General features: G+C 67.5%; 18 protein-coding genes. 6 read left to right on the forward strand and 12 right to left on the reverse strand.

The features are described 5' to 3' along the window. Positions 1 to 1,584, reverse strand: coding sequence for a bifunctional phosphoribosylaminoimidazolecarboxamide formyltransferase/IMP cyclohydrolase (gene purH / locus EV580_RS10325; RefSeq protein ID WP_133690908.1), 1,584 nt, complete (start codon positions 1,582 to 1,584; stop codon positions 1 to 3). Next, positions 1,581 to 2,210 carry a phosphoribosylglycinamide formyltransferase gene (gene purN / locus EV580_RS10330; protein ID WP_133690909.1) on the reverse strand — a complete coding sequence of 210 codons (630 nt, stop codon included), beginning with the start codon at positions 2,208 to 2,210 and terminating at the stop codon, positions 1,581 to 1,583. The genes purH and purN overlap by 4 nt, the downstream gene beginning before the upstream one ends. 80 nt (positions 2,211 to 2,290) lie before the next feature. Here purN and EV580_RS10335 point away from each other — a divergent pair, with 80 nt between their 5' ends. Then, positions 2,291 to 2,545: a metallothionein gene (locus EV580_RS10335; RefSeq protein ID WP_133691137.1), complete on the forward strand. Its 255-nt coding sequence runs from the start codon at positions 2,291 to 2,293 to the stop codon at positions 2,543 to 2,545. Here EV580_RS10335 and EV580_RS10340 read toward each other — a convergent pair. The 4 genes from EV580_RS10340 to EV580_RS10355 all read right to left on the reverse strand — a co-directional run bounded on the left by EV580_RS10340 (position 2,542) and on the right by EV580_RS10355 (position 7,051). Continuing rightward, positions 2,542 to 3,939, reverse strand: a complete 1,398-nt coding sequence (locus tag EV580_RS10340; RefSeq protein WP_133690910.1) for a cell division protein PerM — start codon at positions 3,937 to 3,939, stop codon at positions 2,542 to 2,544. The genes EV580_RS10335 and EV580_RS10340 overlap by 4 nt on opposite strands. A 49-nt stretch (positions 3,940 to 3,988) precedes the next feature. After that, positions 3,989 to 4,792, reverse strand: a complete 804-nt coding sequence (locus tag EV580_RS10345) for a DUF5336 domain-containing protein (RefSeq protein WP_133690911.1) — start codon at positions 4,790 to 4,792, stop codon at positions 3,989 to 3,991. Between the two features lie 169 nt (positions 4,793 to 4,961). Beyond that, a complete protein-coding gene (sfnG, locus tag EV580_RS10350) occupies positions 4,962 to 6,092 on the reverse strand; it encodes a dimethylsulfone monooxygenase SfnG (RefSeq protein ID WP_133690912.1) in 1,131 nt (376 codons plus the stop codon). 41 nt (positions 6,093 to 6,133) lie between these two features. Continuing rightward, positions 6,134 to 7,051, reverse strand: a complete 918-nt coding sequence (locus EV580_RS10355; protein WP_133690913.1) for a type IV toxin-antitoxin system AbiEi family antitoxin — start codon at positions 7,049 to 7,051, stop codon at positions 6,134 to 6,136. A gap of 167 nt (positions 7,052 to 7,218) precedes the next feature. Here EV580_RS10355 and EV580_RS10360 point away from each other — a divergent pair, with 167 nt between their 5' ends. Then, positions 7,219 to 8,070 (forward strand): LLM class F420-dependent oxidoreductase, encoded by an 852-nt coding sequence (locus EV580_RS10360; protein WP_133690914.1) that lies wholly within the window; start codon positions 7,219 to 7,221, stop codon positions 8,068 to 8,070. Here EV580_RS10360 and EV580_RS10365 read toward each other — a convergent pair. From EV580_RS10365 to sucC, 3 genes are all read right to left on the reverse strand, one after another. Beyond that, positions 8,067 to 9,599, reverse strand: coding sequence for an acetyl-CoA acetyltransferase (locus EV580_RS10365; RefSeq protein WP_133690915.1), 1,533 nt, complete (start codon positions 9,597 to 9,599; stop codon positions 8,067 to 8,069). The genes EV580_RS10360 and EV580_RS10365 overlap by 4 nt on opposite strands. Positions 9,600 to 9,695: 96 nt before the next feature. Next, positions 9,696 to 10,598, reverse strand: coding sequence for a succinate--CoA ligase subunit alpha (sucD, locus tag EV580_RS10370; protein ID WP_133690916.1), 903 nt, complete (start codon positions 10,596 to 10,598; stop codon positions 9,696 to 9,698). Between the two features lie 12 nt (positions 10,599 to 10,610). Beyond that, entirely contained in the window at positions 10,611 to 11,774 is a 1,164-nt protein-coding gene (sucC, locus tag EV580_RS10375) for an ADP-forming succinate--CoA ligase subunit beta (RefSeq protein WP_133690917.1), read from the reverse strand. Positions 11,775 to 12,020: 246 nt separating this feature from the next. Here sucC and EV580_RS10380 point away from each other — a divergent pair, with 246 nt between their 5' ends. Both EV580_RS10380 and EV580_RS10385 read left to right on the forward strand, forming a co-directional pair. Continuing rightward, positions 12,021 to 13,079 (forward strand): M23 family metallopeptidase, encoded by a 1,059-nt coding sequence (locus EV580_RS10380; protein ID WP_133690918.1) that lies wholly within the window; start codon positions 12,021 to 12,023, stop codon positions 13,077 to 13,079. 5 nt (positions 13,080 to 13,084) lie between these two features. Next, a complete protein-coding gene (locus EV580_RS10385) occupies positions 13,085 to 13,729 on the forward strand; it encodes a hypothetical protein (protein WP_133690919.1) in 645 nt (214 codons plus the stop codon). On the opposite strand, the gene pcrA is transcribed toward EV580_RS10385, so the two are convergent. Next, the gene (pcrA, locus tag EV580_RS10390; protein WP_133690920.1) at positions 13,726 to 16,053 is read right to left on the reverse strand and encodes a DNA helicase PcrA; all 2,328 of its coding nucleotides are present in this window, start codon (positions 16,051 to 16,053) and stop codon (positions 13,726 to 13,728) included. The genes EV580_RS10385 and pcrA overlap by 4 nt on opposite strands. Before the next feature lie 243 nt (positions 16,054 to 16,296). Here pcrA and EV580_RS10395 point away from each other — a divergent pair, with 243 nt between their 5' ends. After that, entirely contained in the window at positions 16,297 to 16,569 is a 273-nt protein-coding gene (locus EV580_RS10395) for a chorismate mutase (RefSeq protein WP_133690921.1), read from the forward strand. Here EV580_RS10395 and EV580_RS10400 read toward each other — a convergent pair. Next, positions 16,566 to 18,596 carry an SGNH/GDSL hydrolase family protein gene (locus EV580_RS10400; RefSeq protein ID WP_502703913.1) on the reverse strand — a complete coding sequence of 677 codons (2,031 nt, stop codon included), beginning with the start codon at positions 18,594 to 18,596 and terminating at the stop codon, positions 16,566 to 16,568. The genes EV580_RS10395 and EV580_RS10400 overlap by 4 nt on opposite strands. A gap of 221 nt (positions 18,597 to 18,817) precedes the next feature. Between EV580_RS10400 and EV580_RS10405 the strand changes: the two genes are divergently transcribed. Beyond that, the gene (locus EV580_RS10405) at positions 18,818 to 20,365 is read left to right on the forward strand and encodes an acyl-CoA synthetase (RefSeq protein WP_166654626.1); all 1,548 of its coding nucleotides are present in this window, start codon (positions 18,818 to 18,820) and stop codon (positions 20,363 to 20,365) included. On the opposite strand, the gene EV580_RS10410 is transcribed toward EV580_RS10405, so the two are convergent. Continuing rightward, the gene (locus EV580_RS10410; RefSeq protein WP_133690924.1) at positions 20,366 to 21,823 is read right to left on the reverse strand and encodes an NAD-dependent succinate-semialdehyde dehydrogenase; all 1,458 of its coding nucleotides are present in this window, start codon (positions 21,821 to 21,823) and stop codon (positions 20,366 to 20,368) included. Between the last annotated feature and the right edge of the window lie 13 nt (positions 21,824 to 21,836).

Genomic DNA, 21,836 nt, shown 5'->3' on the forward strand with positions numbered 1-21,836 from the left:
TCAGTGCGCGAAGTGTCTCGCTCCGGTGAGGTAGAGCGTGACGCCGGCCTTGGCGGCGGCCTCGGTGACCAGGTCGTCGCGCACCGAACCACCCGGGTGCACGACGGCCTTGACCCCGGCCGCCGTCAGCGTCTCCAGCCCGTCGGGGAACGGGAAGAACGCGTCGCTGGCCGCGACCGCGCCGCGAACCCGCTCGCCACCGCGCTCCACCGCGAGCCGGGCCGCGTCGACCCGGTTGACCTGGCCCATGCCGACCCCGACCGTCGCACCGTCGGCGGCCACCACGATCGCGTTGGACTTGACCGCACGGCAGGCCCGCCAGGCGAACTGAAGATCGGACAGGGTCGCCGCGTCCGCAGGCGTTCCGGTGGCCAGCGTCCAGTTGGCCGGGTCATCGCCGGGTGCGTCGATCCCGTCGCGTTCCTGCATCAGCAGACCACCGCTGATCTGGCGCAGTTCGACTCCGCCGACCGGCGGCTCTGAGGCCACCAGAACGCGAATGTTCTTCTTACGGGCCAAAATCTCCACCGCGCCCGGCTCGTAGGCCGGCGCGATGATCACCTCGGTGAAGATCTCCGACACGAACTCGGCCATCTCCACGGTGACCTCCGCATTGGCGGCGATCACTCCGCCGAAGGCGCTCAGCGGATCGCATTCGTGGGCCTTGCGGTGCGCGTCGGCCACCGATACCGACGAGATGGCGATGCCACAGGGGTTGGCGTGCTTGATGATTGCCACGCACGTCTGCTCGTGGTCGAACGCCGCCCGCCAGGCCGCGTCGGCGTCGGTGAAGTTGTTGTACGACATCTCTTTTCCGTGCAGCTGCTCAGCTTGAGCCAGGCCCGGCCAGCCGACATCGTCGCTGTAGAGCGCGGCCTGCTGATGCGGGTTCTCGCCGTAGCGCAGCTGCGAGGTACGCCGCCAGGTGCGGCCGAACCACGGCGGCAGGGGTGAGCCCCCATCTTCTTCTGCAGGCGCCAGCACCGCGTCCATCCAGCTGGCCACCGCGACGTCGTACTCGGCGGTGTGCCGAAATGCCAACGCCGCCAGCCTCTGTCGTTCGGCAAGGGTGAAGCCGCCGGACCGGACCGCGGCCAGCACACCGTCGTAGCCGAGCGGATTCACCACGACGGCCACGCTGGCGTGGTTCTTGGCCGACGCACGCACCATCGACGGGCCGCCGATGTCGATCTGCTCGACGCACTCATCGACTTCGGCGCCCGAATCCACCGTCTCGGTGAACGGGTAGAGGTTGACCACGACGAGATCGAACGCGGCGATCCCCAGCTCCTCGAGCGCTTTGAGGTGCTCGGGTTTGCGGGTGTCGGCGAGCAAGCCCGCGTGGATGTGCGGGTGCAGGGTCTTGACCCGGCCGTCGAGCACCTCGGGGAAGCCGGTGACATGTTCCACCGGAGTCACCGGAATACCTTTGTCGGCAATGGTTTTGGCCGTCGACCCGGTGGAGACGATATCCACGCCCGCGTCGTGCAGACCTTGCGCGAGCGGGATCAGCCCACTCTTGTCGTACACGCTGATCAGCGCGCGCCGGATCGGCCTCTTCCCGATCAATGTCCCCGCGGTCATCCTATGGTTGCCTTTCTGCCACTCCAGGTCACGCCGCGCGTCGCAAGCGCGGCCAATACGTCCACCAACAGCCGTCGCTCCACGACCTTGATCCGTTCGTGCAAGGTGTCTTCGTCGTCACCGTCCAGAATCTCGACGGCCTCCTGGGCCACGATCGGGCCGGTGTCAACGCCCGCGTCCACCAGGTGCACGGTGCAGCCGGTGACCCTGACCCCGTAGGCCAGCGCATCGGGCACAGCGTGCGCACCGGGAAAAGCAGGCAGCAGCGCCGGATGAGTGTTGACGACGCGGCCCAGGAAACGCGAAAGAAATTCCGGGCCAAGTATTTTCATGAAGCCCGCAGACACGATCAGGTCAGGGCTGTGCTCCGCGGTGGCATCGGCGACCGCGGCATCCCAGGCGGCGCGGTCGGGATAGTCCTTGAGCCGCACGCAGAAGGTCGGGATCGACGCCGCCTGCGCGATCTCTACGGCCGGGCAGTCGCGATCCACCCCGACGGCCACCACGCGCGCGGGGTAGTCGCCCACCGCGGCTGCCAGCAGTGACTTCAACAACGATCCGGTCCCCGACGCCAGGACGACGAGCCGGGCCGGCGCGCTCGGGGGGACGTGGATCGGTTCCTGCACGGCGATGAGCCTAACGGTGTTTGTCGGTACCGGTCGCCGGGCACCCGCCCTTTTATCGTCGAGCCTTGAGGAGCACCCCGATGCCGATCTGCAACACGTGCGGAAACGACTACGACAAGGCGTTCAGCGTCACATTCCACGACGGGCACACCGCCACCTTCGACAGCGTCGAATGCGCCGCGGCCGAGCTGGCCCCGCAGTGCGCCCACTGTGGCTGCCGGATCTTGGGCCATGGAGTGGAGGACGAGGACGCGATCTACTGTTGCGCGCACTGCGCGCGAAAGTCCAGCAACGCCGACATCAACGACCGGTTTCCGGTGCCGTCCGGCGCTTAGCGCTCGTGCGGTCCCGTCTCGATGTCGTCGTCGACGATCATCAGGTCCTCGACGTCTTCGAGGTCGGGTGCGGGCCGGACCGGCGGCGGCGGCGCCGGGGGTGGCGGCTCCGGTTCGGGCTCGGCTTCGAGTTCGGGGTCCGATTCGGCCGCGGGCTCGTTCTCGTCCGTCACGTCGGGGATCGGCAGGGTCAGCGCCTCGTCCTCGTCCGCGAGCTCGGGCTCATCGGAGAGCACCGGAGCGGGTGGCTTCACCCGCTTGGGGCGGCGCCGCAGGCCACCGGTCATCACCACCGTGACCGCGCCGATGACGAAGAACCAGAAGAACACCGCAGGACCGAACGTGCTCTGGTCCACCCCGATCTCGCCGAAGTTACCCAGCTGGCCGCCGCCGGCGTAGCCCAGCACGACCATCGTGACGGCCGCGAGCAGCGACGCGACGGCGAGCTTGGCCATCGCGGCCGGCCAGGGCAGGGGCCGGCTGGCACACTGCTGCCCCACCGCCACCCCGGACGCTGCACCCACGATCAGCAGAGCCACCCACACCGGGCCCAGCGGTGGCGTCGGCACCGCGGCCAGGATCGGCACCGCCGGGATGTCCCCGCCGAAGACCGTGAACGAACTGAAGGTCGCAAAACCGATGTGGGCGCTGGAGCCGACCGCCACCGCCGACGTCCCGACGATCACGTTGGGCACATACAGCGCGGACAGCAGCGTCAGGCTGAGCTGGCCGAACAGCGAATCCGTCACCGCATAGAGCTCGTGCATCGTGCCCCAGTGCACGACCAGCGACACCGCGGTGACCGCACCGGACAAACCCAGCAGCGCCAGCACGCCGGCTGTCGCGGCGCGCACGGTGTCGCCGAGCCAGATGGGCAGCCGCAGCGCGCTCAACGCTCGCCAGCCGAGCTTGGACCCGACGCCGATCAGCGCGCCGATCGCGTGCACGGCCAGCACACCGGAGAATGCGCGCAGGGCACTGGGCGTCTGCAACTCGGTGATCACCGACGACGCGTCGTGGATGACGGCCAGGGCGATCGCAGCCAACAGCATCGGACCGCCGAGCGCCGACGCGACGATCCAGCGGGTCACGAACCACGACGCCCGTGGGGAGGTGGCCCGCGCTGTCGTGCGCGCGGTACCCCAGACCATCAGCAGCACCGGCAGCAGCGGAAGAACCGCCAGCTGATGACCCGCGATCGAGACGGGTACCTGGTGTACGGCCAGCCACATGCTGGCGATGGCACCCAGGGCGCCCGTCATATCGCTGTTGGCGATGACCAACTGCAGCAGCGTCACCGCGGCGATGACGACCAACGCCACCAGTGACGGGCCGAACGCGACCCGCACCAGGTCCCGGGCCTGGCGCGCCCCGACAGGCCGCTTGTCCTCCATCCGTGTCACTCGCCGCGCCGGTCAGACGTGCTGGGCGACGAGTGCCCGGTTAGGACGGGGTGGGGCCCGATGACGGCGACGATGACGGCGCCTGAGGCTGGTCCGGCTGCGCGGGGGGCTGCTGACCCGACCCGGCCGACGGCGGAGGGCTGAAACTCGGGAAACCGGTCGGCGGCGTGGGCGGTCCGCTCTGCGCACCGAAGCCACCGCTGGTCGGACCGGACGCGTAGCCGCCGTACTGCGTGGGGTAACCCGGCCGGGGCGGAATTCCCTGTGGCGGGCCTTGCGGACCCGGCTGGCCGTAGTAACCGCCGGGCGGCGGGCCGTACTGACCGAACTGGTCGTAGCGGGGCCGAGGCGCGGGAGCGGTGATGACGCCGGCTTCCAGCAGCAGCGCCGCCACCGCGGCGACGGTCTGCAGCAGAGTGAAGGCGATCATCACCCACAGTCCCCAGCCGACCGTGAAACCGGTGGGCTTGCCGACCACCTGGGCGATCGCCGTCAACAGCGCGATCGCCGACGCCGCCGCGATGACACCGCCGTAATCGCGGGCCTTGGGCAGCAGGGCAGCCGCGGCCAACAGCGCCGCGATGAGCGTCGCGACCACCGGGTAGCCGCCGCCACCACCGCTGAGCTCGGCACCGCCGAAGGGACCGAGCTCGGCTTTGATCGTGAGGATCGGTCCGAAGCTGGCCAGGTAGGCGACCAGGCCCAGCACGACGACAGCGACGTTGAGGTACAGCGGCAGCTTGCTCGGCCCGGCCTCGGCGGGTGCGAACGACTGCGTCGGCGCGCCGTAGGGGCCGGCTGGCTGTGGTGGTGGGTAGCCCGGGTTGGTGGGCGGGTAAGTCATGGCCTCTCCTTCAGCCTTGTCACGCCTGCGCGTCCCCGCGGGCGCTGCGTCGGTTGTGGCTCGCAATCGGACCCGCAGGTCCGGCTCGCACACCACGCTAGCGCACACCGCCGTGGCGGCCACGACCATCGGCGTGTCACACAGACAGTTGGCAATCGGCCGTCAGAGGTCAGGCCGTGGCCTGCAGCGGCGCCCCGATCGAATCGCTTTCGGCTGCTTCAATTTCGCGCACCAGCGGCAGCACCCGGGACCCGAAGTATTCGATCTCCTCCTGGAAGTGCAGGAAGCCACCGAGGATGAGGTCCACACCGCGTTTGCGGTACGCGGCGATGCGTTCGGCGATCTGCTCGGGTGTTCCGATCAGCTGCGTCCGGAATCCGTCGTTGTACTGAACCAGATCCTCGAATGTCGAGTCGGCCCACATGCCCCGCTTGTCCCCGGTGGAATTTCCGGCCTGCTGAACCGCGGAGTGGAAGCCTTCGACCGCAGGCCGGTTGGCCTTGGCGATGATCTCTTTCAAGGCTTCTTTCGCCTCGCGCTCGGTGTCCCTCGCGATGATGAAACCGTTGAGCCCGAAGTTGACTTCACGTCTCGCGTCGCGGGCGTGGTCGCGCACCTCGACGAGCTGTTCGGTGACGCCGTCGAAATCCTTGCCGTTGGAGAAGTACCAGTCGGCGTAGTAGCCGCCGTTGCGCCGGGCCGCGGTGGAGTTACCGCCCTGGAAGATCTCGGGGTTCGGCCGCTCCGCGGTGTTCAGCGGCTTGGGCTTGAGGGTGAAATCGTGGATGCGGTAGAAGTCGCCGCGGAAGTCCACGTTGTCCTCGGTCCAGATCTTGCGCAGCACCTGCAGGAATTCCGCGGTGCGCCGGTAGCGCTCGTCGTGCTCGAGCCAGGGCTCGCCCAGGTGGGTGAACTCGTCCTTGAACCAGCCGGAGACGACGTTGACCGCGAACCGGCCGCCGGAAAGGTGGTCGGCGGTGGCGCCCAGTTTGGCTAGGACGCCGGGCTGCCACAACCCCGGATGAACGGCGGCGATGAGCTTGAGGCGCTGGGTGGCCAACAGCAGCGCCAACGAGAAACTGGTGGATTCGTGTTGGAACTCGGCGCCGTAGCTGGCCTCGTAGCGAACCTGGGACAGCGCGTATTCGAAGCCGTTGTTCTCGGCGGTCTGCGCAAGCTTGATGTTGTAGTCGTAACTCCAGTCGGTGCGCTGTTCGATGGTGCTGGTGACAAGGCCGCCACTGACATTGGGAACCCAGTAGGCAAATTTGACTTGGTCGGCGATGCGTTCGGTCGTCATGTTCTTCCATGGTTGTGACGGCCACTGCCCGGGTCACCCTTTTAACTCGCCGAGAGTGCAGGTGTTACACGCGAATCGCGAGTGGGGATGTCAACAAGTGCAGTGTCGACGCAGCCAGCTGCCCGCAGCGCCCCCACTGCGCGATGAACGACGCCGTCTGGTTGATACCGAAGGTGATTCGCGCTGACCCGCACCATGCGCCAGCCGAGGTCGGCGAAGAATTCCAGCCGATCGATATCACCCGCATGCTGAGCTGGATCAGTCCAGTGTTGCGCGCCGTCGTACTCGACCCCGACTTTCCACTGCGGCCAACCCAAGTCGATCCGTCGCACTACCCGTCCCGCAGCATTGCGGATGGGAATCTGGGTTGCGGGTCGAGGCAGTCCAGCTCGCACGAGCAGCAACCGCAACCGCGTCTCCTGTGGCGATTCCGCTCCGCCGTCAGCGATTTCGAGAACGCGACGTAGCCGCCGAATGTGGCGTGCGCCGGGGTTTCGGAGTGCAATCGCGGCGACGTCATCGACGGTGATACCGGTCGCCGCCATCACAGCGTCGACCCGAATCAGGCCAACGGTGAACGCGCAGTGCCGACCGAGGTCATATGCGGTGCGCGCCGGCGTGGTGCAGCTGATGCCTCGCGCGGTGCACACCTCGTCATCGCGGACGACTCCGGAATGCACAACGATCCCAGGCGGACAGCGGTGCTGGGCACGGACCAGTTCGGCGGGGCCGTCGTCGGGTAGCCACCGGACACCCAACAACGCGGCTGCGGAAACACCGGCAAGGGTCGCCCGCCTACCCGACCACATCCAGGCCGCGACCGCACGGTCGGCCGCGGTCAGGTCGACGCCGCGAGGCACGTAGACATTTCGATAGACCTTGACGAATCGGCTGACCAACTCGCGTCGGGTCACTGCGCCCGCGGCCATAGCTTCGTCGGCCATGATGAGCTTCGCCACGCGGACAGGGTGTGCCCGCTTGCAGTCGAGAGCCAGTCACTGCTGTGGATACGTGCCGAGACTGCAGATGGTGAACACAAATTGCGAGTCGACCTGCGAACAAGTGCAGTCTCGGCGACTGAAACCGCGCCTTGCCCGAGGGTAGGCAACCCGTTCTAATTCAGCCCATGGATTACGGGCTCGTTCTGTTCACCAGTGACCGCGGCATCGCCCCGGCGGCCGCGGCCAAACTCGCCGACGACCACGGCTTCACAACCTTCTATGTGCCCGAGCACACCCACATCCCGGTCAAGCGCGAGGCCGCCCACCCCACCACCGGCGACGAGTCGCTGCCCGACGACCGCTACATGCGCACGCTGGACCCGTGGGTCAGCCTGGGCACCGCGGCGGCGGTCACGTCCAGGGTGCGGCTGTCCACCGCGGTGGCACTACCCGTCGAGCACGATCCGATCACGTTGGCGAAATCGATTGCGACCCTTGATCATCTGTCCGGTGGCCGGGTCAGTCTCGGCGTCGGCTTCGGTTGGAACACCGACGAGCTTGCCGACCACGGCGTCCCGGCCGGACGCCGCCGCACCTGCCTGCGTGAGTATCTGGAAGCCATGCGGGCGCTGTGGACGCAGGAAGAAGCCGAATACGACGGCGAATTCGTCAAATTCGGACCGAGCTGGGCCTGGCCCAAGCCGGTGCAGTCGCACATCCCGGTGCTCGTCGGCGCGGCCGGTACCGAGAAGAACTTCAAGTGGATCGCCAAGTCCGCCGACGGCTGGATCACCACGCCGCGCGACTTCGACATTGACGAGCCGGTGAAGCTGCTGCACGACACCTGGGCGGCCGCCGGCCGCGAAGGCGCTCCGCAGATCGTGGCGCTCGACTTCAAGCCGGTGCCCGAGAAGCTGGCACACTGGCGCGATATCGGCGTCACCGAAGTACTTTTCGGTCTGCCGGACAAGCCCGAGGACGAGGTCGCCGCCTACGTCGAGCGGCTGGCCGGCAAGCTCAGCGCTCTGGACCTCTAGGCGAGAACCGCGCGGTTGATCCCGTCCTCGCCTGCGGTGACGGTGATCGCGGCACCCAGCGGGTCGCCGTCGCTCATCAACGCCACCAGGCCGGCGTCGGTGCTGATCGCCATGAACCGGCTGTTGTCGGCGTCGAGCCTGCCGATGATGATGCCGGTCCGTTCGGGCCAGTCGTAGCGCACCGAGTAGGTCTCGATCACACCGGCGCCGTTGGCGTTTCGGGTGACGGGAATCTTGGGTAGATCGGCAATGTCCTGCTGCAGTTCCTTACTGCGGTCAGGCGACCAATCGACGGGCGTTGTCGAATAGACGCCTACCGAGTACTTGCTCATCACTCCACCGTTGGCGCCCACCAGGCCGAAAGCTCCTGGCTTGTCCCGCATTTCGGCCACCGTTTCGGCGATACCGTGCAGCGAGTAGCTGTTGCCCGGTCCGCCGAAGTACGGCAGACCGCCGGTGAGGGTGAGTCCGCGCGGGTCGTCCGCGGCCAGGCCGAAGTCGTCGCACACGGTGAAGACCGGGAACGGGAAGCAGCTGTACAGGTCGAAGGTGGCCACGTCGTCGATGGTGATGCCGGCGCCCCGAAGCGCTTCCGCCACAGCCTGTTTCTCCGAAAAGCTGACGCTCACGTCTTCGCGGTCCAGCAGGTCCTGCTCGCGCTGATCGGCGTGCCCGTGCAGGTATACCCACTTCTCTTCGGGCACACCGAGTTTGCGGGCTGTCTCGACCGACATCAGCAGGGCGGCAGCGCCCTGATTGACGGTGTCACGGGCCACCATCAGCCGCGGGTACGGATCGCAGATCATCCGGTTCTCCGCGGTGACCGTGGCCAGTTCCTCGACCGAACGCTCGACCGGCGACGACGAATACGGGTTCTTGGCAGCGACTTTGGAGAACGGCGCGAACAGTTCGGCCATCTTCTGCCGGTACTCGCCGACGCTCAGGCCCAGCCGGCGGCGGCGGGCGTTGTCCAGCAGTCCGTATTGCACGGGCGCACCGGTCAGTCCGTGCTTGGCGGTGTATTCGCTCATGTACTGCTCGAAGCCGTAACCCCGGTCGTCGAGCTGCCCGCCGACGGTCTCGCTGTGGTCCGGCTTGTCGTCTTTACCCGCGAACGTCTTCAGCGTCGAGCCGTTCTCCGAGCCGAGGATCAACGCCACCTCGATGTCGCCTGCCGCGATGGCCCCGGCGAACTCGGTAACCAGCTTCTGCGGGCCGTTGCCGCCGATCGACTCGAGCACGGCGCGCTCGGGGTCGGCACCGACCCGCTGGGCGACCGACCGGATGTAGTTGTCGGACGCTCCCAGCGGCGCGCTGGCGAACGGTGTGCAGATCTCGAATTGCCGCAGACCGGCGAACACCTGAATGGCCTTGGTGACGGCATTGACGTCGGCGCCGGTGTCGGTGATTGCCGCCCGGACGGCCTCGGTGGCCAGGTCAACGGCCGACATGCCGCGATAGTCAGGATCGTCGATCCGCTCGGTGAACTGCCCGACGCCGACGATGACCGGGGTACGCGGATCAACCATAGTTCGTCAGGCTAACCGATTTGTCGGCTGCGTCGAAATCGACATCAGGGCTGTGACTCCAGTGGAATCACAGCCCTGATGGCGAACTCGTGGGGTTTACAGACCCTGAAGGATCTCCCGGGCCAGAGCGGCAGTCTCCGACGGCGTCTTGCCGACCTTGACTCCGGCGGCCTCGAGGGCCTCCTTCTTGCCCTGCGCGGTGCCGGCGCCGTCGGACACGATGGCGCCCGCGTGGCCCATCGTCTTGCCCTCCGGCGCGGTGAAGCCCGCGACGTAGCCGACGACCGGCTTGGAGACGTTGGCCTTGATGTAGGCGCCGGCCTTCTCCTCGGCGTCGCCGCCGATCTCGCCGATCATCACGATGATCTTGGTTTCGGGGTCCTTCTCGAACGCCTCGATGGCGTCGATGTGGGTGGTGCCGATGACCGGGTCGCCGCCGATGCCGATGGCGGTCGAGAAGCCGAGATCGCGCAGCTCGTACATCATCTGGTAGGTCAGCGTGCCGGACTTCGACACCAGGCCGATCGGGCCCTTGCCGGTGATGTTGTTCGGCGTGATGCCGACCAGCGACTCACCGGGAGTGATGATGCCGGGGCAGTTCGGCCCGATGATGCGGGTCTTCTCGCCCTTGTCGACGTTGTAGGCCCACGCATAGGCGCTGTCCTGCACCGGGATTCCCTCGGTGATGACAACGAGCAGCGGGATCTCGGCGTCGATGGCCTCGATGATGGCGTCCTTGGAGAACGCCGGCGGCACGAAGGCGATCGACACGTCGGCGCCGGTGGCCTTCATGGCCTCGGCCACCGAACCGAACACCGGCAATTCGATGTCGTTACCGTCTTTGTCCTTGTGGGACACCGTGGTTCCGGCCTTGCGCGCGTTGACGCCGCCGACCACCTGAGTGCCGGCCTTGAGCATCAGCGCGGTGTGCTTGGTGCCCTCGCCGCCGGTGATGCCCTGGACGATGACCTTGTTGTCCTTGTTCAGGAAGATAGCCATTGGTTGTGTCCCTTACTTGTTGGCCAGCTCGGCGGCTTTGTCGGCGCCGGAGTCCATGGTCTCGGCCTGGATAACCAGCGGGTGGTTGGCCTCAGCCAGGATGCGGCGGCCCTCTTCGACGTTGTTGCCGTCGAGGCGAACGACGAGCGGCTTGTTGGCCTCGTCGCCCAGGATCTGCAGCGCCTTGACGATGCCGTTGGCGACCGCGTCGCACGCGGTGATGCCGCCGAACACGTTGACGAACACGCTCTTGACCTGGCTGTCGCCAAGGATGACGTCCAGACCGTTGGCCATCACCTCGGCCGACGCGCCGCCACCGATGTCCAGGAAGTTGGCGGGCTTCACGCCGCCGTGCTTCTCACCGGCGTAGGCGACGACGTCCAGGGTCGACATGACCAGGCCCGCGCCGTTGCCGATGATGCCGACCTCGCCGTCGAGCTTGACGTAGTTGAGGTCGTTCTCCTTGGCCTTGAGCTCGAGCGGATCGGTGGCGTCCTTGTCCTCGAACTCGGCGTGGCCGGGCTGCCGGAAGTCGGCGTTCGCGTCCAGGGTGACCTTGCCGTCCAGCGCCAGGATCTGATCGTCCGGCGTACGCACCAGCGGGTTGACCTCGACCAGGGTGGCGTCCTCGCCGACGAAGACCTCCCACAGCTTCTGGATGGTCACGGCGGCGGCGTCGAGCACCTCGGCGGGCAGGTGGCCCTTCTCGGCGATCTCGCGCGCGAAGGCGAGGTCGACACCCTTGACGGCGTCGACGGGCACCTTGGCCAGCCGCTCGGGCTTGGTGGCGGCGACCTCTTCGATCTCCATGCCGCCTTCGACCGAGCACATCGCCAGGTAGGTCCGGTTGGAGCGATCGAGCAGGAAGGAGATGTAGTACTCCTCGGCAATGTCACTGGCCTCGGCGACCAGCAACTTCTTCACGACGTGGCCCTTGATGTCCAGGCCGAGGATGTTCTGCGCGTGAGTGAAGGCATCGTCCGGGGTAGCGGCGTACTTGACGCCACCGGCCTTACCGCGGCCACCCACCTTGACCTGGGCCTTGACCATCACGGGCTTACCGATTTCCTCGGCGATGGCTTTGGCGTCCTCCGGGGAGTCGGTGACCCGTCCCGGGGTGGTGGGAACGTTGTGCTTGGCGAACAGTTCCTTCGCCTGATACTCGAAAAGATCCATGGGCTCACTGTCTGGTCGGCGCTGACATTTGATTGAGGAAGTCGCTCCGGGGGGAACTGTATCTAGACGGCCCCGGGACTCCGTCCTCGCCCACCACTCATGTGGTCCATCTCACCGCAGGGTTGAAGTGATTCAACTCACAATCCCCTGTGGAATAAGCGCTTGGGTTGCCACCCTCATTAGACATTCGTTAACGTCGTCGGGGTCCAGATAACGCTTTGGTCACGACTAAAGGGACTTTGAGTTTTGACGCAGCACCGGCCGACCCCGACTTCCGTCGGTGATGCATCGGCCCCGCACGCAAAGACCAGGCCTTTCGATCGCCAAGCGGCTTCGATCCGGGCCCAGGACCCTGAGCGGCTGGACGTCACGGACATCATCCCGTTCAACGAGTTCGGCGATCTGGTCGACATCGACTTCCGCGAGAGCACTGCTTTCGACAGCCTTCAGGTAGCCCGCTGCCCCGAACTCGACGACCTGCACGACGCGGACGATCAGCAGCCGCTGCGGCTGGCCGTGCCCGCCGAGTTCGCGGGCCACGCCGATCCTCGCGCCGAGGTCCCGCGCTACAGCAACAGCGAGAACACCGACATCCTGCCGCGCACGCCGCAGCATCGCAGGCAGCCGACCAGCGCCGCCAAGGGCCGCGTGATGATCGCTGCCATGGCCGCCGGCGCCGCCGCAGCCGCCGCGTACACCGCGGTGAAGCCGGCCACCGAGACCACCACCCAGACCGTTCTCGCCGCCGACAAGACGCCGATGGACGGCACGGTGACCACGCCTCGCGGTGTGCAGCTGATCGCCGTCAAGCCCATCGCCGACGCCACCGTGCACGGCGAGGAACTGGCCAACGGTCAGGCCTTCGCCCAGGAGCGCGCCGAGCGCGAGGCCCGGCTGCAGCGGCCGCTGTTCGTCATGCCGACCAAGGGCGTCTACACCTCGGGCTTCGGCTACCGCTGGGGTGCGCTGCACGCCGGCGTCGACCTGGCCGCTCCGATCGGGACACCCATCGTCGCCGCGTCTGACGGTGTCGTCGTCGACGCCGGGCCGACGGCCGGCTACGGCGCCTGGGTCAAGATCCGCCACTCCGACGGCACGGTCACCCTGTACGGCCACGTCAACACCTGGACGGTCCAGATCGGCCAGCGTGTCTTCGCCGGCGACCAGATCGCCACCGTCGGTAACCGCGGCAATTCCACCGGCCCGCACCTGCATTTCGAGGTTCTCCTCAACGGCACCAACCGGATTGATCCGGCGCCGTGGCTGGCGCAGCGGGGGCTGTCCGTCGGCCCCTATGTCGGCTGACCCAAATGTCTGAGGCGGACGAGCCGAACGAACCGCACACCCGCATCATCCGGCGCCAGCCGTCCGGGCCGATCCCCCAGGCCGAAGAGCCGCGCACCAGCATCATCCGCCGCGCACCGACCGGGCCAATTCCCGCAGCGCCCATTCCTGCTGGGCCAGAACTTGATTCGCACACCACGCACATTCCACGGCCACCCGTCGACGAGGCGCCGACCGGACTGATCCGGCGCGCCACCCCGGTCGCGGTGCCGGCCACCAGGCCGGCGCTGGTGGACGTGTCGACCGGACGAACCGCGATCGCGGCCAGCGCCGTCAGCATCGTCAGCGGCTGGGCGACGGCCGTCGTGGCCACCGACCTGATCACCGGATGGTGGGGCACCGATCGGCTGTTCTGCCTGGCGGTCGGATTCCTCACCCTGCTGTTCGCGGTCAGCACCATCGCCGGGGTGATCGCCCTGTTGTTACGCCGCTCGGTCGGTCGCTACCTGATCGCGTTCGGTTCGGTCATCGCGCTGCTGACATTCGGCAGCGTGTTCGTCGCCGGAGCGCGAATCCCGTTGGCGGTCTACCTGATTCCGCTGCTGCCGGTGGCAAGCCTGGCCCTGGCGCTACACCCGTCGACGCGACGGTGGTGCCGCGTCCGCGGCTAGAGCTTGGTCAGCGGTGCGTGGTTGTGCATCAGTTTGACCCGCCCGGCACTGCCGAAATCGATCAGTGACATCGCCGACTCCCCCATCCCGGACACCTCCTCGACGCGGCCGAGACCGTACTTGTCGTGGCTGACACGGTCACCCGGTTCGAGAACCAACAGCGGGCGCTTGCTCGCACCGGCCGAACGCATCGGCGAGGGCCGCGGCGTACCGAACCGGCCCGCCCCGCTGACCGGCGCACTGGGCGACGGCGCGGTATCGGTACGACGCCAGTCGAGGAGATGCTCAGGGATCTCGCGCAGGAAGCGGGATTCGGGGTTGAGCATCGGCTGGCCCCACGATGAGCGGACCTTGGCGCGGGTGAGGTAAAGCCGTTGGCGCGCACGGGTTATGCCCACATAGGCCAGCCGGCGTTCCTCGGACAGCTCGGTCGGATCGCCGAGGGCGCGCATGTGCGGGAACATGCCGTCCTCCCAGCCGGTGACGAAAACCACCGGAAATTCCAGACCTTTGGCGGTGTGCAGCGTCATCATCGTGACGACTCCTGCGCTGTGTTCGGGCAGCTCGTCGGAGTCGGCCACCAGCGACACGCGCTCCAGGAACTCGGCGAGCAGCCCGGTCTGCGGCACGTCCTCGTCGACCTCGGCATCGTCGGCCAGCGCCGCGGCGTTGGCCCGGTCGATACTGAATTCGTGTGCGACGCTGACCAGTTCGTTGAGGTTGTCCAGGCGGGCCAGATCCTGCGGGTCACTGGAGGATTCCAGTTCGTTGCGATAGCCGGTGCGGTCCAGCACCGCCTCCACCAGATCGCCGAGCTCGTCGTCGAGTTTGCCGCGCAGCTCGTCGAGCAGGTTGACGAAACTCGCGATCGCCTTCTCCGAGCGGGTGTTCAGCATCGGCACCTTGCCCGCGGCCGCGGCCACCAGCGCGTCGGCGAATGTGGCGCCGGTGTTTTCGGCGTACACCGCCACGCACGCCTCGGCCCGGTCCCCGATCCCGCGGCGCGGGGTGTTGAGGATGCGGCGCAGACTGACGGCGTCCCCGGGGTTGTCCAGCACCCGCAGGTAGGCGACGATATCGCGAATCTCCTTGCGCTCGTAGAACCGAACGCCGCCGACCACCTTGTACGGAATGCCGGCGCGGATGAACACCTCTTCCAGTGAGCGCGACGAGTTGTTGGTGCGGTAGAACACCGCGACGTCGTTGTAGGTGGTGTCGCCGCGGTCGGCCAGGGCGTCGATCTCCCCCGCCACGAACCGGGCCTCGTCGTGCTCGTTGTCGGCGACGTAGCCGACGATCAGCTCGCCGTCACCCTCATCGGTCCACAGCCGCTTCTCGCGCCGGTTGGCGTTGCGCGAGATGACGGAGTTGGCCGCGTTCAGGATGTTCTGGGTGGACCGGTAGTTCTGCTCGAGCAGGATCGTGGTGGCGTTGGGGAAGTCGCGTTCGAAATCCTCGATGTTGCGGATCGTCGCGCCGCGGAACGCATAGATCGACTGGTCGGCGTCACCTACCACGCACAGCTCGCTGGGCGGCACCGTGTCGGTGTCCGGGGCGGCGACCCCGACGAGCTCGCGCACCAGCACGTACTGGGCGTGGTTGGTGTCCTGGTATTCGTCGACAAGGACGTGCCGGAACCGCCTGCGGTAGTACTGGGCGATCTGCGGGAAGTTCTGCAGCACCGCCACGGTCTCGCCGATCAGGTCGTCGAAGTCCAGCGCGTTGGCGGCGCGCAGCCGGCGCTGGTACTCGCCGAACACGGTCGCGACCGTGCGAGTCAGATCATCGGAGCCCGGCTCGAGGGCGGCCACCGCATCCTCGGGCGCGATCAGCTCGTTCTTGAGGTTGGAGATCGCGTTGGCCAGCACCCGCGGCGAGTAGCGCTTGGTGTCCAGGCCCATGTCCTTGCCGATCATCAGCAGCAGGCGGCGCGAGTCGTCGGCGTCGTAGATCGAGAAGTTCGAGTTCAGCCCGGGCAGCAGCGAGGCCTGATTGCGCAGGATCCGCACACAGGTGGAGTGAAACGTCGACACCCACATGTTGCGGGCCCGCGGCCCGACCAGCGTGACCACCCGCTCGCGCATCTCGGCGGCGGCCTTGTTGGTGAAGGTGATCGCCAGCACCTGACCCGGCCCGACATCGCGCGCCGCCAGCAGATAGGCGATCCGCCGGGTCAGCACCGCGGTCTTACCCGACCCGGCGCCGGCCACGATCAGCAGTGGGGGCCCCTCGTGCAGCACGGCCTGGCGCTGCTGCGGGTTGAGGCCCTCGAGGAGTTCGGCCGCATCGGCCGGAGGTTGGAAATCGGTCACGTGCACACTCATGTCCGCCCCAACTTACCGCTGTCTGGCGACAGTTTTTTTGCGAAGCACGCCTTCGGAGTGGCACACTCGATTCGTGCTTTCTCCGCAGCGTCGATTTTTCTACGGGTACCGGTTCGCGGTGCCCGTGGGTATCTAGCTGCTCAACCCGAGAGCCCCGCGGTCCGCAACCGGATCCGGGGCTCGTCTCTTGTGTGAGGCCCGGGACCGACGAAGACCTGACCCACACATGAGGAGAACGAAGCGATGACTCTGGAAATGGTTCCTGAAGCCGACAACGACATCGACAGCCTGCGCGGCGAGATCGATCAGCTCGACGCCACGATCCTGGCTGCGGTCAAGCGCCGGACCGAGGTGTCCCAGGCGATCGGCCGCGCCCGGATGGCCTCCGGCGGCACCCGCCTGGTCCACAGCCGTGAGATGAAGGTCATCGAGCGCTACAGCGAGCTCGGCCAGGACGGCAAGGACCTCGCAATGCTGCTGCTGCGCATGGGCCGCGGCCGGCTAGGCCACTCTTAACGCACGGCGTCCAGTAGCCACGGGGTCATCCACTTGACCGCGTTCGGCGTCGGGTGCACGCCATCGATGCGCACCTGCACGCCGTTGATCTTGTTGGTGTAGCTGCCGTTCGGCCCGAGCTTCTTGTTCAGGTCGAGCACAGTGACATTCTTGCGATCGGCTACGACCCTGCGCAGCAAGGCATTCCACTGGTCGACCCGGCTGGACTGGTCTTCGGGATACAGGTTGCCGTTCGCCTGCTCGCCGTGCCGGCTGTAGGGCTCGGTGGTCACCACCACGAGCGCCCCGGTCGAGCGCAGGATGTCCAGCGCGTGCCGCAGCTCGCTCTCCAGGTACTTGTCGAAATCGGGCTGGCCGATATGGGCCCAGTTGCCATTCCGCTTGCGGTCGACCACTTCCCAGCGGCCGATCATCATCAGCACCACGTCGGGCTTGTCGTAGGCGATGCGCTGAGCCCAGCGCTCGGGCCACGCGTCACACTCGGGTTTCTGCTCCAGGCTCTGCCCGGAGTACCGGTACGGCCCGCCGCGCACCAGCCCGCAGCCGATCGTGGTGCGGTCCAGGAACGTGATCCCGGGGGTGGGCGGCAGGTAGCGCATCACGGTCCACCCGATGGAGTCGCCGAACACCGAGACCGTGTGCTGGCGCGGGCCCGTGTGCGAGGGCGCCGCGGCCCGCACCGTTTCCACCGGCGCGACCAGCGCCGCCTGGGTGATGTCGGGGCTCGACGGATCGATGCGGGTTCCGATCGGCACGACGGCGACCGCGACGGCGACGGCCGTGGCCATCGTGGCGGCAGCCAGCCGCAGCTGCGGGACGTGTACCGGACGCCAGCGCCGGATCGGCCGCTCGATCAGCCACCACGATCCGGCCGCCACGGCCAGCGTGACCGCACAGCGGGCGCCGAACAGCCCGTAACCACTCCACCCGGTCCGCTCGCCGGTGAGGATCAGGAAGATCGGCCAGTGCCAGAGGTAGACGCCATAGGAGATGACGCCCAGTGCCACCAGCGGCGGGGTGGACAGCACCCACGCCACCGGCCCGTTCTGCTCGAGCGCGACGCCCGCGATCACCGCGACCGCGGCGACGGCGACGACGATCAGCAGGCCGTTGCGGAACTCCGCGGCGCTGCCGGTCGCAACGTGTGTGATCGCCGCCAGCACGGCCACCCCGGCCAGCGGCACGCCGCCGGCCAGCCAGCGGACCCACCGCGACCGGATCGACGGCCAGCCCGCCACCATCGCCGGCCAGTCCCGCACCAGCAGCGCCGCCGCGGCGGCACCGATGAGCAGCGCCTGAGCGCGAGTGTCGGTGCCGAAGTACACCCGGTTCAGCGAGTCGTCATCGGCCATCAGGATCGCCTCGGCCGCCGAGCCCGCCGTCCCCACCACCGCGAGCGCGAGCACCGCCCACCGGACCGCGTTGATGGTCGGGGTCTTCTTGCGCCAGCGAGCGATGACCGCGAGCAGCACCGCCACCGCGACGATGAGCACCGGCCAGATCAAGTAGTACTGCTCTTCGACGCCCAGCGACCAGGTGTGTTGCAGCGGCGACGGCGTGGCGCCCTGACTAAAGTAGTCGGTCTGGTGCGAGACGAACGCCCAGTTCGCCACCCACAGGAACGCGGCGACCGCGTCGTCGCGCAGGCCGCTGACGGCGTCGGGCGGGAACAGGATCCGCGCGGCGATCACCGCGAGCACCATGATCAGCAGGGCGGGCAGCAGGCGGCGGGCGCGCCGCACCCAGAACGAGCCGAGGTCGAGCTTTCCGGTCCTGCCGATCTCGTCGAGCAGCAATGACGTGATCAGGAAGCCGCTGAGCACGAAGAAGATGTCGACACCGATGAATCCGCCTGCGACACCTGGGATCCCGCCGTGACCGATCAGTACGAGTGCGACGGCAACACCACGGATCCCGTTCAGCGCAGGTATGCCCTCACCGCGCGGCTTCGGCCGGCGCAGCTGGCTCGACTGCGAGACGGGATCAACCCATGGACTTTGCGCCCACAAGCGCGCCGTCACTCTCATGTCCTCCTCGGTCTTCAATCCTGTGAATCTAGATCGCAACGACGGCCGATGGACGCAGGCGCGCGGTCATCGACGTCAAATACCTGCGTAGGTGTCCGATGGGGAGGCAAACAGACCCTGTTCGAGGGATTCCGGGCCTCCCCGGCACCGGCATACACTACGACCAGCTGATTACAGACGGGTGGACCGAAGTTGTTGAGCGCCAACGTATGACCGCCGGCATGTACCTGACACAAGGGTTGCACAGGGCCGCCCGCGCCACCGGCGACGACACGATGACGGTCTGCGGTGAACGCGTCCACAGCTTCACTGAGGCCGCCGACCGCGTGGCCAGGCTGGCCGGCGCGTTCCAGGCGCTGGGAGCACGCGAGGGTGACCGCATCGCCATGCTGTCGCTGAACTCCGATCGCTACTCGGAGTACCTGCTCGCCACCCCGTGGGCCGGGGCGGTGCTCAACCCGATCAACATCCGCTGGAGTGCCGCCGAGATCGCGTACAGCCTGCGCGACTCCGACACCAGAATGCTGTTGATCGACGACACGTTCCTGCCGTTACTGCCCGAATTGCAGTCGCAGTCAAGCGATCTGGCGACTGTCATTCACTGTGGCGACGGCCCCACACCAGAGGGGACGCTGTCCTACGAGGAGCTGGTGGCGACGAACGAACCGGTGCCCGACGCGCACCGCGCCGGCTCGGATCTGGCCGGCGTCTTCTACACCGGCGGCACCAGCGGGCACCCCAAGGGCGTCATGCTGACCCACGACAACCTCATGACGTCGGCGCTGGGCAGCCTGGCGTCGGGATACTTCCTGACCTCGGGCGGGCCGCTCTTGCACGCCGCTCCGATGTTCCACCTGGCCGACCTGGCGATCTGGCTGGCGCAGATCCTCAACGGCGGCACCCACGTGTTCATCCCGGCGTTCCGGCCGGACTGGGTGCTCGAGGCCGTGCAGCGGCACGGCGTCAGCGATCTGCTGCTGGTTCCGACGATGGTGCAGATGCTCGTCGACCATCCGTCGCTACCCGACCACGACACGAGCAGCCTGCGGTCGGTGATGTACGGCGGCTCGCCGATCTCCGCGGCCCTGCTGGAACGGGCTGCCGACCGGCTGCCCACCGCGTCGTTCGTGCAGGCCTACGGCATGACCGAGGTGTCGCCGGTCGCCACGCTGCTGGGTCCGGCCGATCACCACGACCCGCGGCTGCGGATGTCGGGCGGACGCGCCGCGCCGCATTCCGAGGTCCGCATCGTCGGCGAGGACGACGCCGAGCTCCCCCGCGGTGAGGTCGGCGAGATCGTCGTGCGCGGCAGCCACGTGATGGCGGGCTACTGGGGCAAGCCCGAGGAGACCGCGGCCGCGCTGCGGGACGGCTGGATGCACACCGGCGACGCCGGCTATATGGATGACCGCGGCTATGTCTTCGTCGTCGACCGCCTCAAGGACATGATCGTGTCCGGCGGGGAGAACGTGTACTCCGTCGAGGTGGAGAACGCGCTGGCCCGTCACCCCGCGGTGGCCACCTGCGCGGTGATCGGGATACCCGACGAGCACTGGGGCGAACGCGTGCACGCCGTGGTGGTGCTGGCCGCCGGGCAGCAGGCCGACCATGACGAGCTGCGGGAGTTCTGCAAGTCGCTCATCGGCGGTTACAAGATCCCCCGCAGCTTCGAGGTGGTCGACGCGCTGCCGACCTCGGCGGCGGGCAAGGTGCTCAAACGCGAACTGCGGGCCAAGTATTGGACGGGTTCGGACCGCTCGGTCGGCTGATTACTTCGTCAGCGCGATGTACTTGGTGTCGAGGTACTCCTCGATACCTTCGTAACCACCCTCGCGGCCGAACCCGGATTCTTTGACCCCGCCGAACGGTGCGGCCGGATCGGAGATCACGCCCCGGTTGACCCCGACCATCCCGGACTCGATGGCCTCGGCCACCCGCAGCGCCCGGTCCAGCGACTCGGTGTAGATGTAGGACGCCAGACCGTATTCGGTGTTGTTGGCGGCGGCGACGCCGTCCTCCTCGGTGTCGAAGCCGATGATCGGCGCGACGGGACCGAACACCTCCTCGGTGAGGATGCGCGCGTTCGGCGGCACGTCGGTCAGCACGGTCGCCGGGTAAAAGTTGCCGGGGCCGCCGGGTGCCTGACCGCCGAGCGCGACGGTCGCGCCCTTGGCCACCGCGTCGTCGACGAGCTCCTGAACCTTGGCCAGCTGCTTGGTGTTGACCAGCGGGCCGAGCTTGGCCGACGGGTCGAGCCCGTTGCCGAGGTTGACCTCGCCCATCCGCTTGACGAACTTGTCGGTGAACTCCTCGATGACGGCATTGGCGACGTGGATGCGGTTGGCGGCCGTGCAGGCCTCACCGCCGTTGCGCATCTTGGCCAGCATCGCGCCGTCCACCGCGGCGTCGACGTCGGCGTCGTCGAACACCACGAACGGCGCGTTGCCGCCGAGCTCCATCGAGGTGCGCAGAAGCTTGTCTGCCGACTGGGCCACCAGCGCCTTGCCGATGCCGGTGGAGCCGGTGAACGTCAGCTTGCGCAGCCGGCCGTCGTCGATCAGGGCCTTAGTGACGTCACCGGGGTTGCTGGTGGGTAGCACCGACAGCACACCCTTGGGCAGGCCGGCGTCGGCCATCAGCTTGGCCAGCAGCAGCATGGTCAGCGGGGTTTCCTGCGCGGGCTTGACGATCATGGTGCAGCCGGCCGCGAAGGCGGGGCCGATCTTGCGAGTTCCCATGGCCAGTGGGAAGTTCCACGGCGTGATGGCATAGCAGGGGCCGACCGGCTGCTTGGTCACGATGATGCGTCCGGTGCCTGCCGGCGACGGCGTGTACCGCCCGCCGATGCGGACCGCTTCCTCGGCGAACCAGCGGAAGAATTCGGCGCCGTACTTGACCTCGCCCAAGCTCTCGGCCACGACCTTGCCCATCTCCAGCGTCATCAAGGTGGCGAGGTCGTCGGCGCGGGCGATGATCGTCTCGAAGACCGAGCGCAGGATCTCGCCGCGGTCGCGGGCCGGCGTCGCGGCCCATTCGGCCTGTACCGCGCAGGCCGCGTCGAGCGCAGCGACGGCGTCGGCGGCCGTCGCGTCGGCCACCGTCGTGATGACGGTGTCGTTGGACGGGTCGTGAACCTCGAACGTCGACGAGCCGGGTCGCTCTTCACCGCCGATCCACAGTCCGGTGGGAACCGACGACAACAGCCGTTCAATGTCTGGGGTGCTCATGACTCCATCATGT

This window comes from Mycobacterium sp. BK086, assembly GCA_004362315.1.
Taxonomy (GTDB): domain Bacteria; phylum Actinomycetota; class Actinomycetes; order Mycobacteriales; family Mycobacteriaceae; genus Mycobacterium.

Coding starts and splice junctions, on each gene's coding strand:
- EV580_RS10395 (WP_133690921.1), top strand. CDS start 16,297: ATGACTCTGGAAATGGTTCCTGAAGCCGACAACGACATCGACAGCCTG.
- EV580_RS10365 (WP_133690915.1), bottom strand. CDS start 9,599: ATGGTTGATCCGCGTACCCCGGTCATCGTCGGCGTCGGGCAGTTCACC.
- EV580_RS10410 (WP_133690924.1), bottom strand. CDS start 21,823: ATGAGCACCCCAGACATTGAACGGCTGTTGTCGTCGGTTCCCACCGGA.
- EV580_RS10340 (WP_133690910.1), bottom strand. CDS start 3,939: ATGGAGGACAAGCGGCCTGTCGGGGCGCGCCAGGCCCGGGACCTGGTG.
- EV580_RS10400 (WP_502703913.1), bottom strand. CDS start 18,596: ATGAGAGTGACGGCGCGCTTGTGGGCGCAAAGTCCATGGGTTGATCCC.
- pcrA (WP_133690920.1), bottom strand. CDS start 16,053: ATGAGTGTGCACGTGACCGATTTCCAACCTCCGGCCGATGCGGCCGAA.
- sucC (WP_133690917.1), bottom strand. CDS start 11,774: ATGGATCTTTTCGAGTATCAGGCGAAGGAACTGTTCGCCAAGCACAAC.
- EV580_RS10360 (WP_133690914.1), top strand. CDS start 7,219: ATGGATTACGGGCTCGTTCTGTTCACCAGTGACCGCGGCATCGCCCCG.
- EV580_RS10335 (WP_133691137.1), top strand. CDS start 2,291: ATGCCGATCTGCAACACGTGCGGAAACGACTACGACAAGGCGTTCAGC.
- sucD (WP_133690916.1), bottom strand. CDS start 10,598: ATGGCTATCTTCCTGAACAAGGACAACAAGGTCATCGTCCAGGGCATC.
- sfnG (WP_133690912.1), bottom strand. CDS start 6,092: ATGACGACCGAACGCATCGCCGACCAAGTCAAATTTGCCTACTGGGTT.
- EV580_RS10385 (WP_133690919.1), top strand. CDS start 13,085: ATGTCTGAGGCGGACGAGCCGAACGAACCGCACACCCGCATCATCCGG.
- EV580_RS10345 (WP_133690911.1), bottom strand. CDS start 4,792: ATGACTTACCCGCCCACCAACCCGGGCTACCCACCACCACAGCCAGCC.
- EV580_RS10405 (WP_166654626.1), top strand. CDS start 18,818: ATGTACCTGACACAAGGGTTGCACAGGGCCGCCCGCGCCACCGGCGAC.
- purH (WP_133690908.1), bottom strand. CDS start 1,584: ATGACCGCGGGGACATTGATCGGGAAGAGGCCGATCCGGCGCGCGCTG.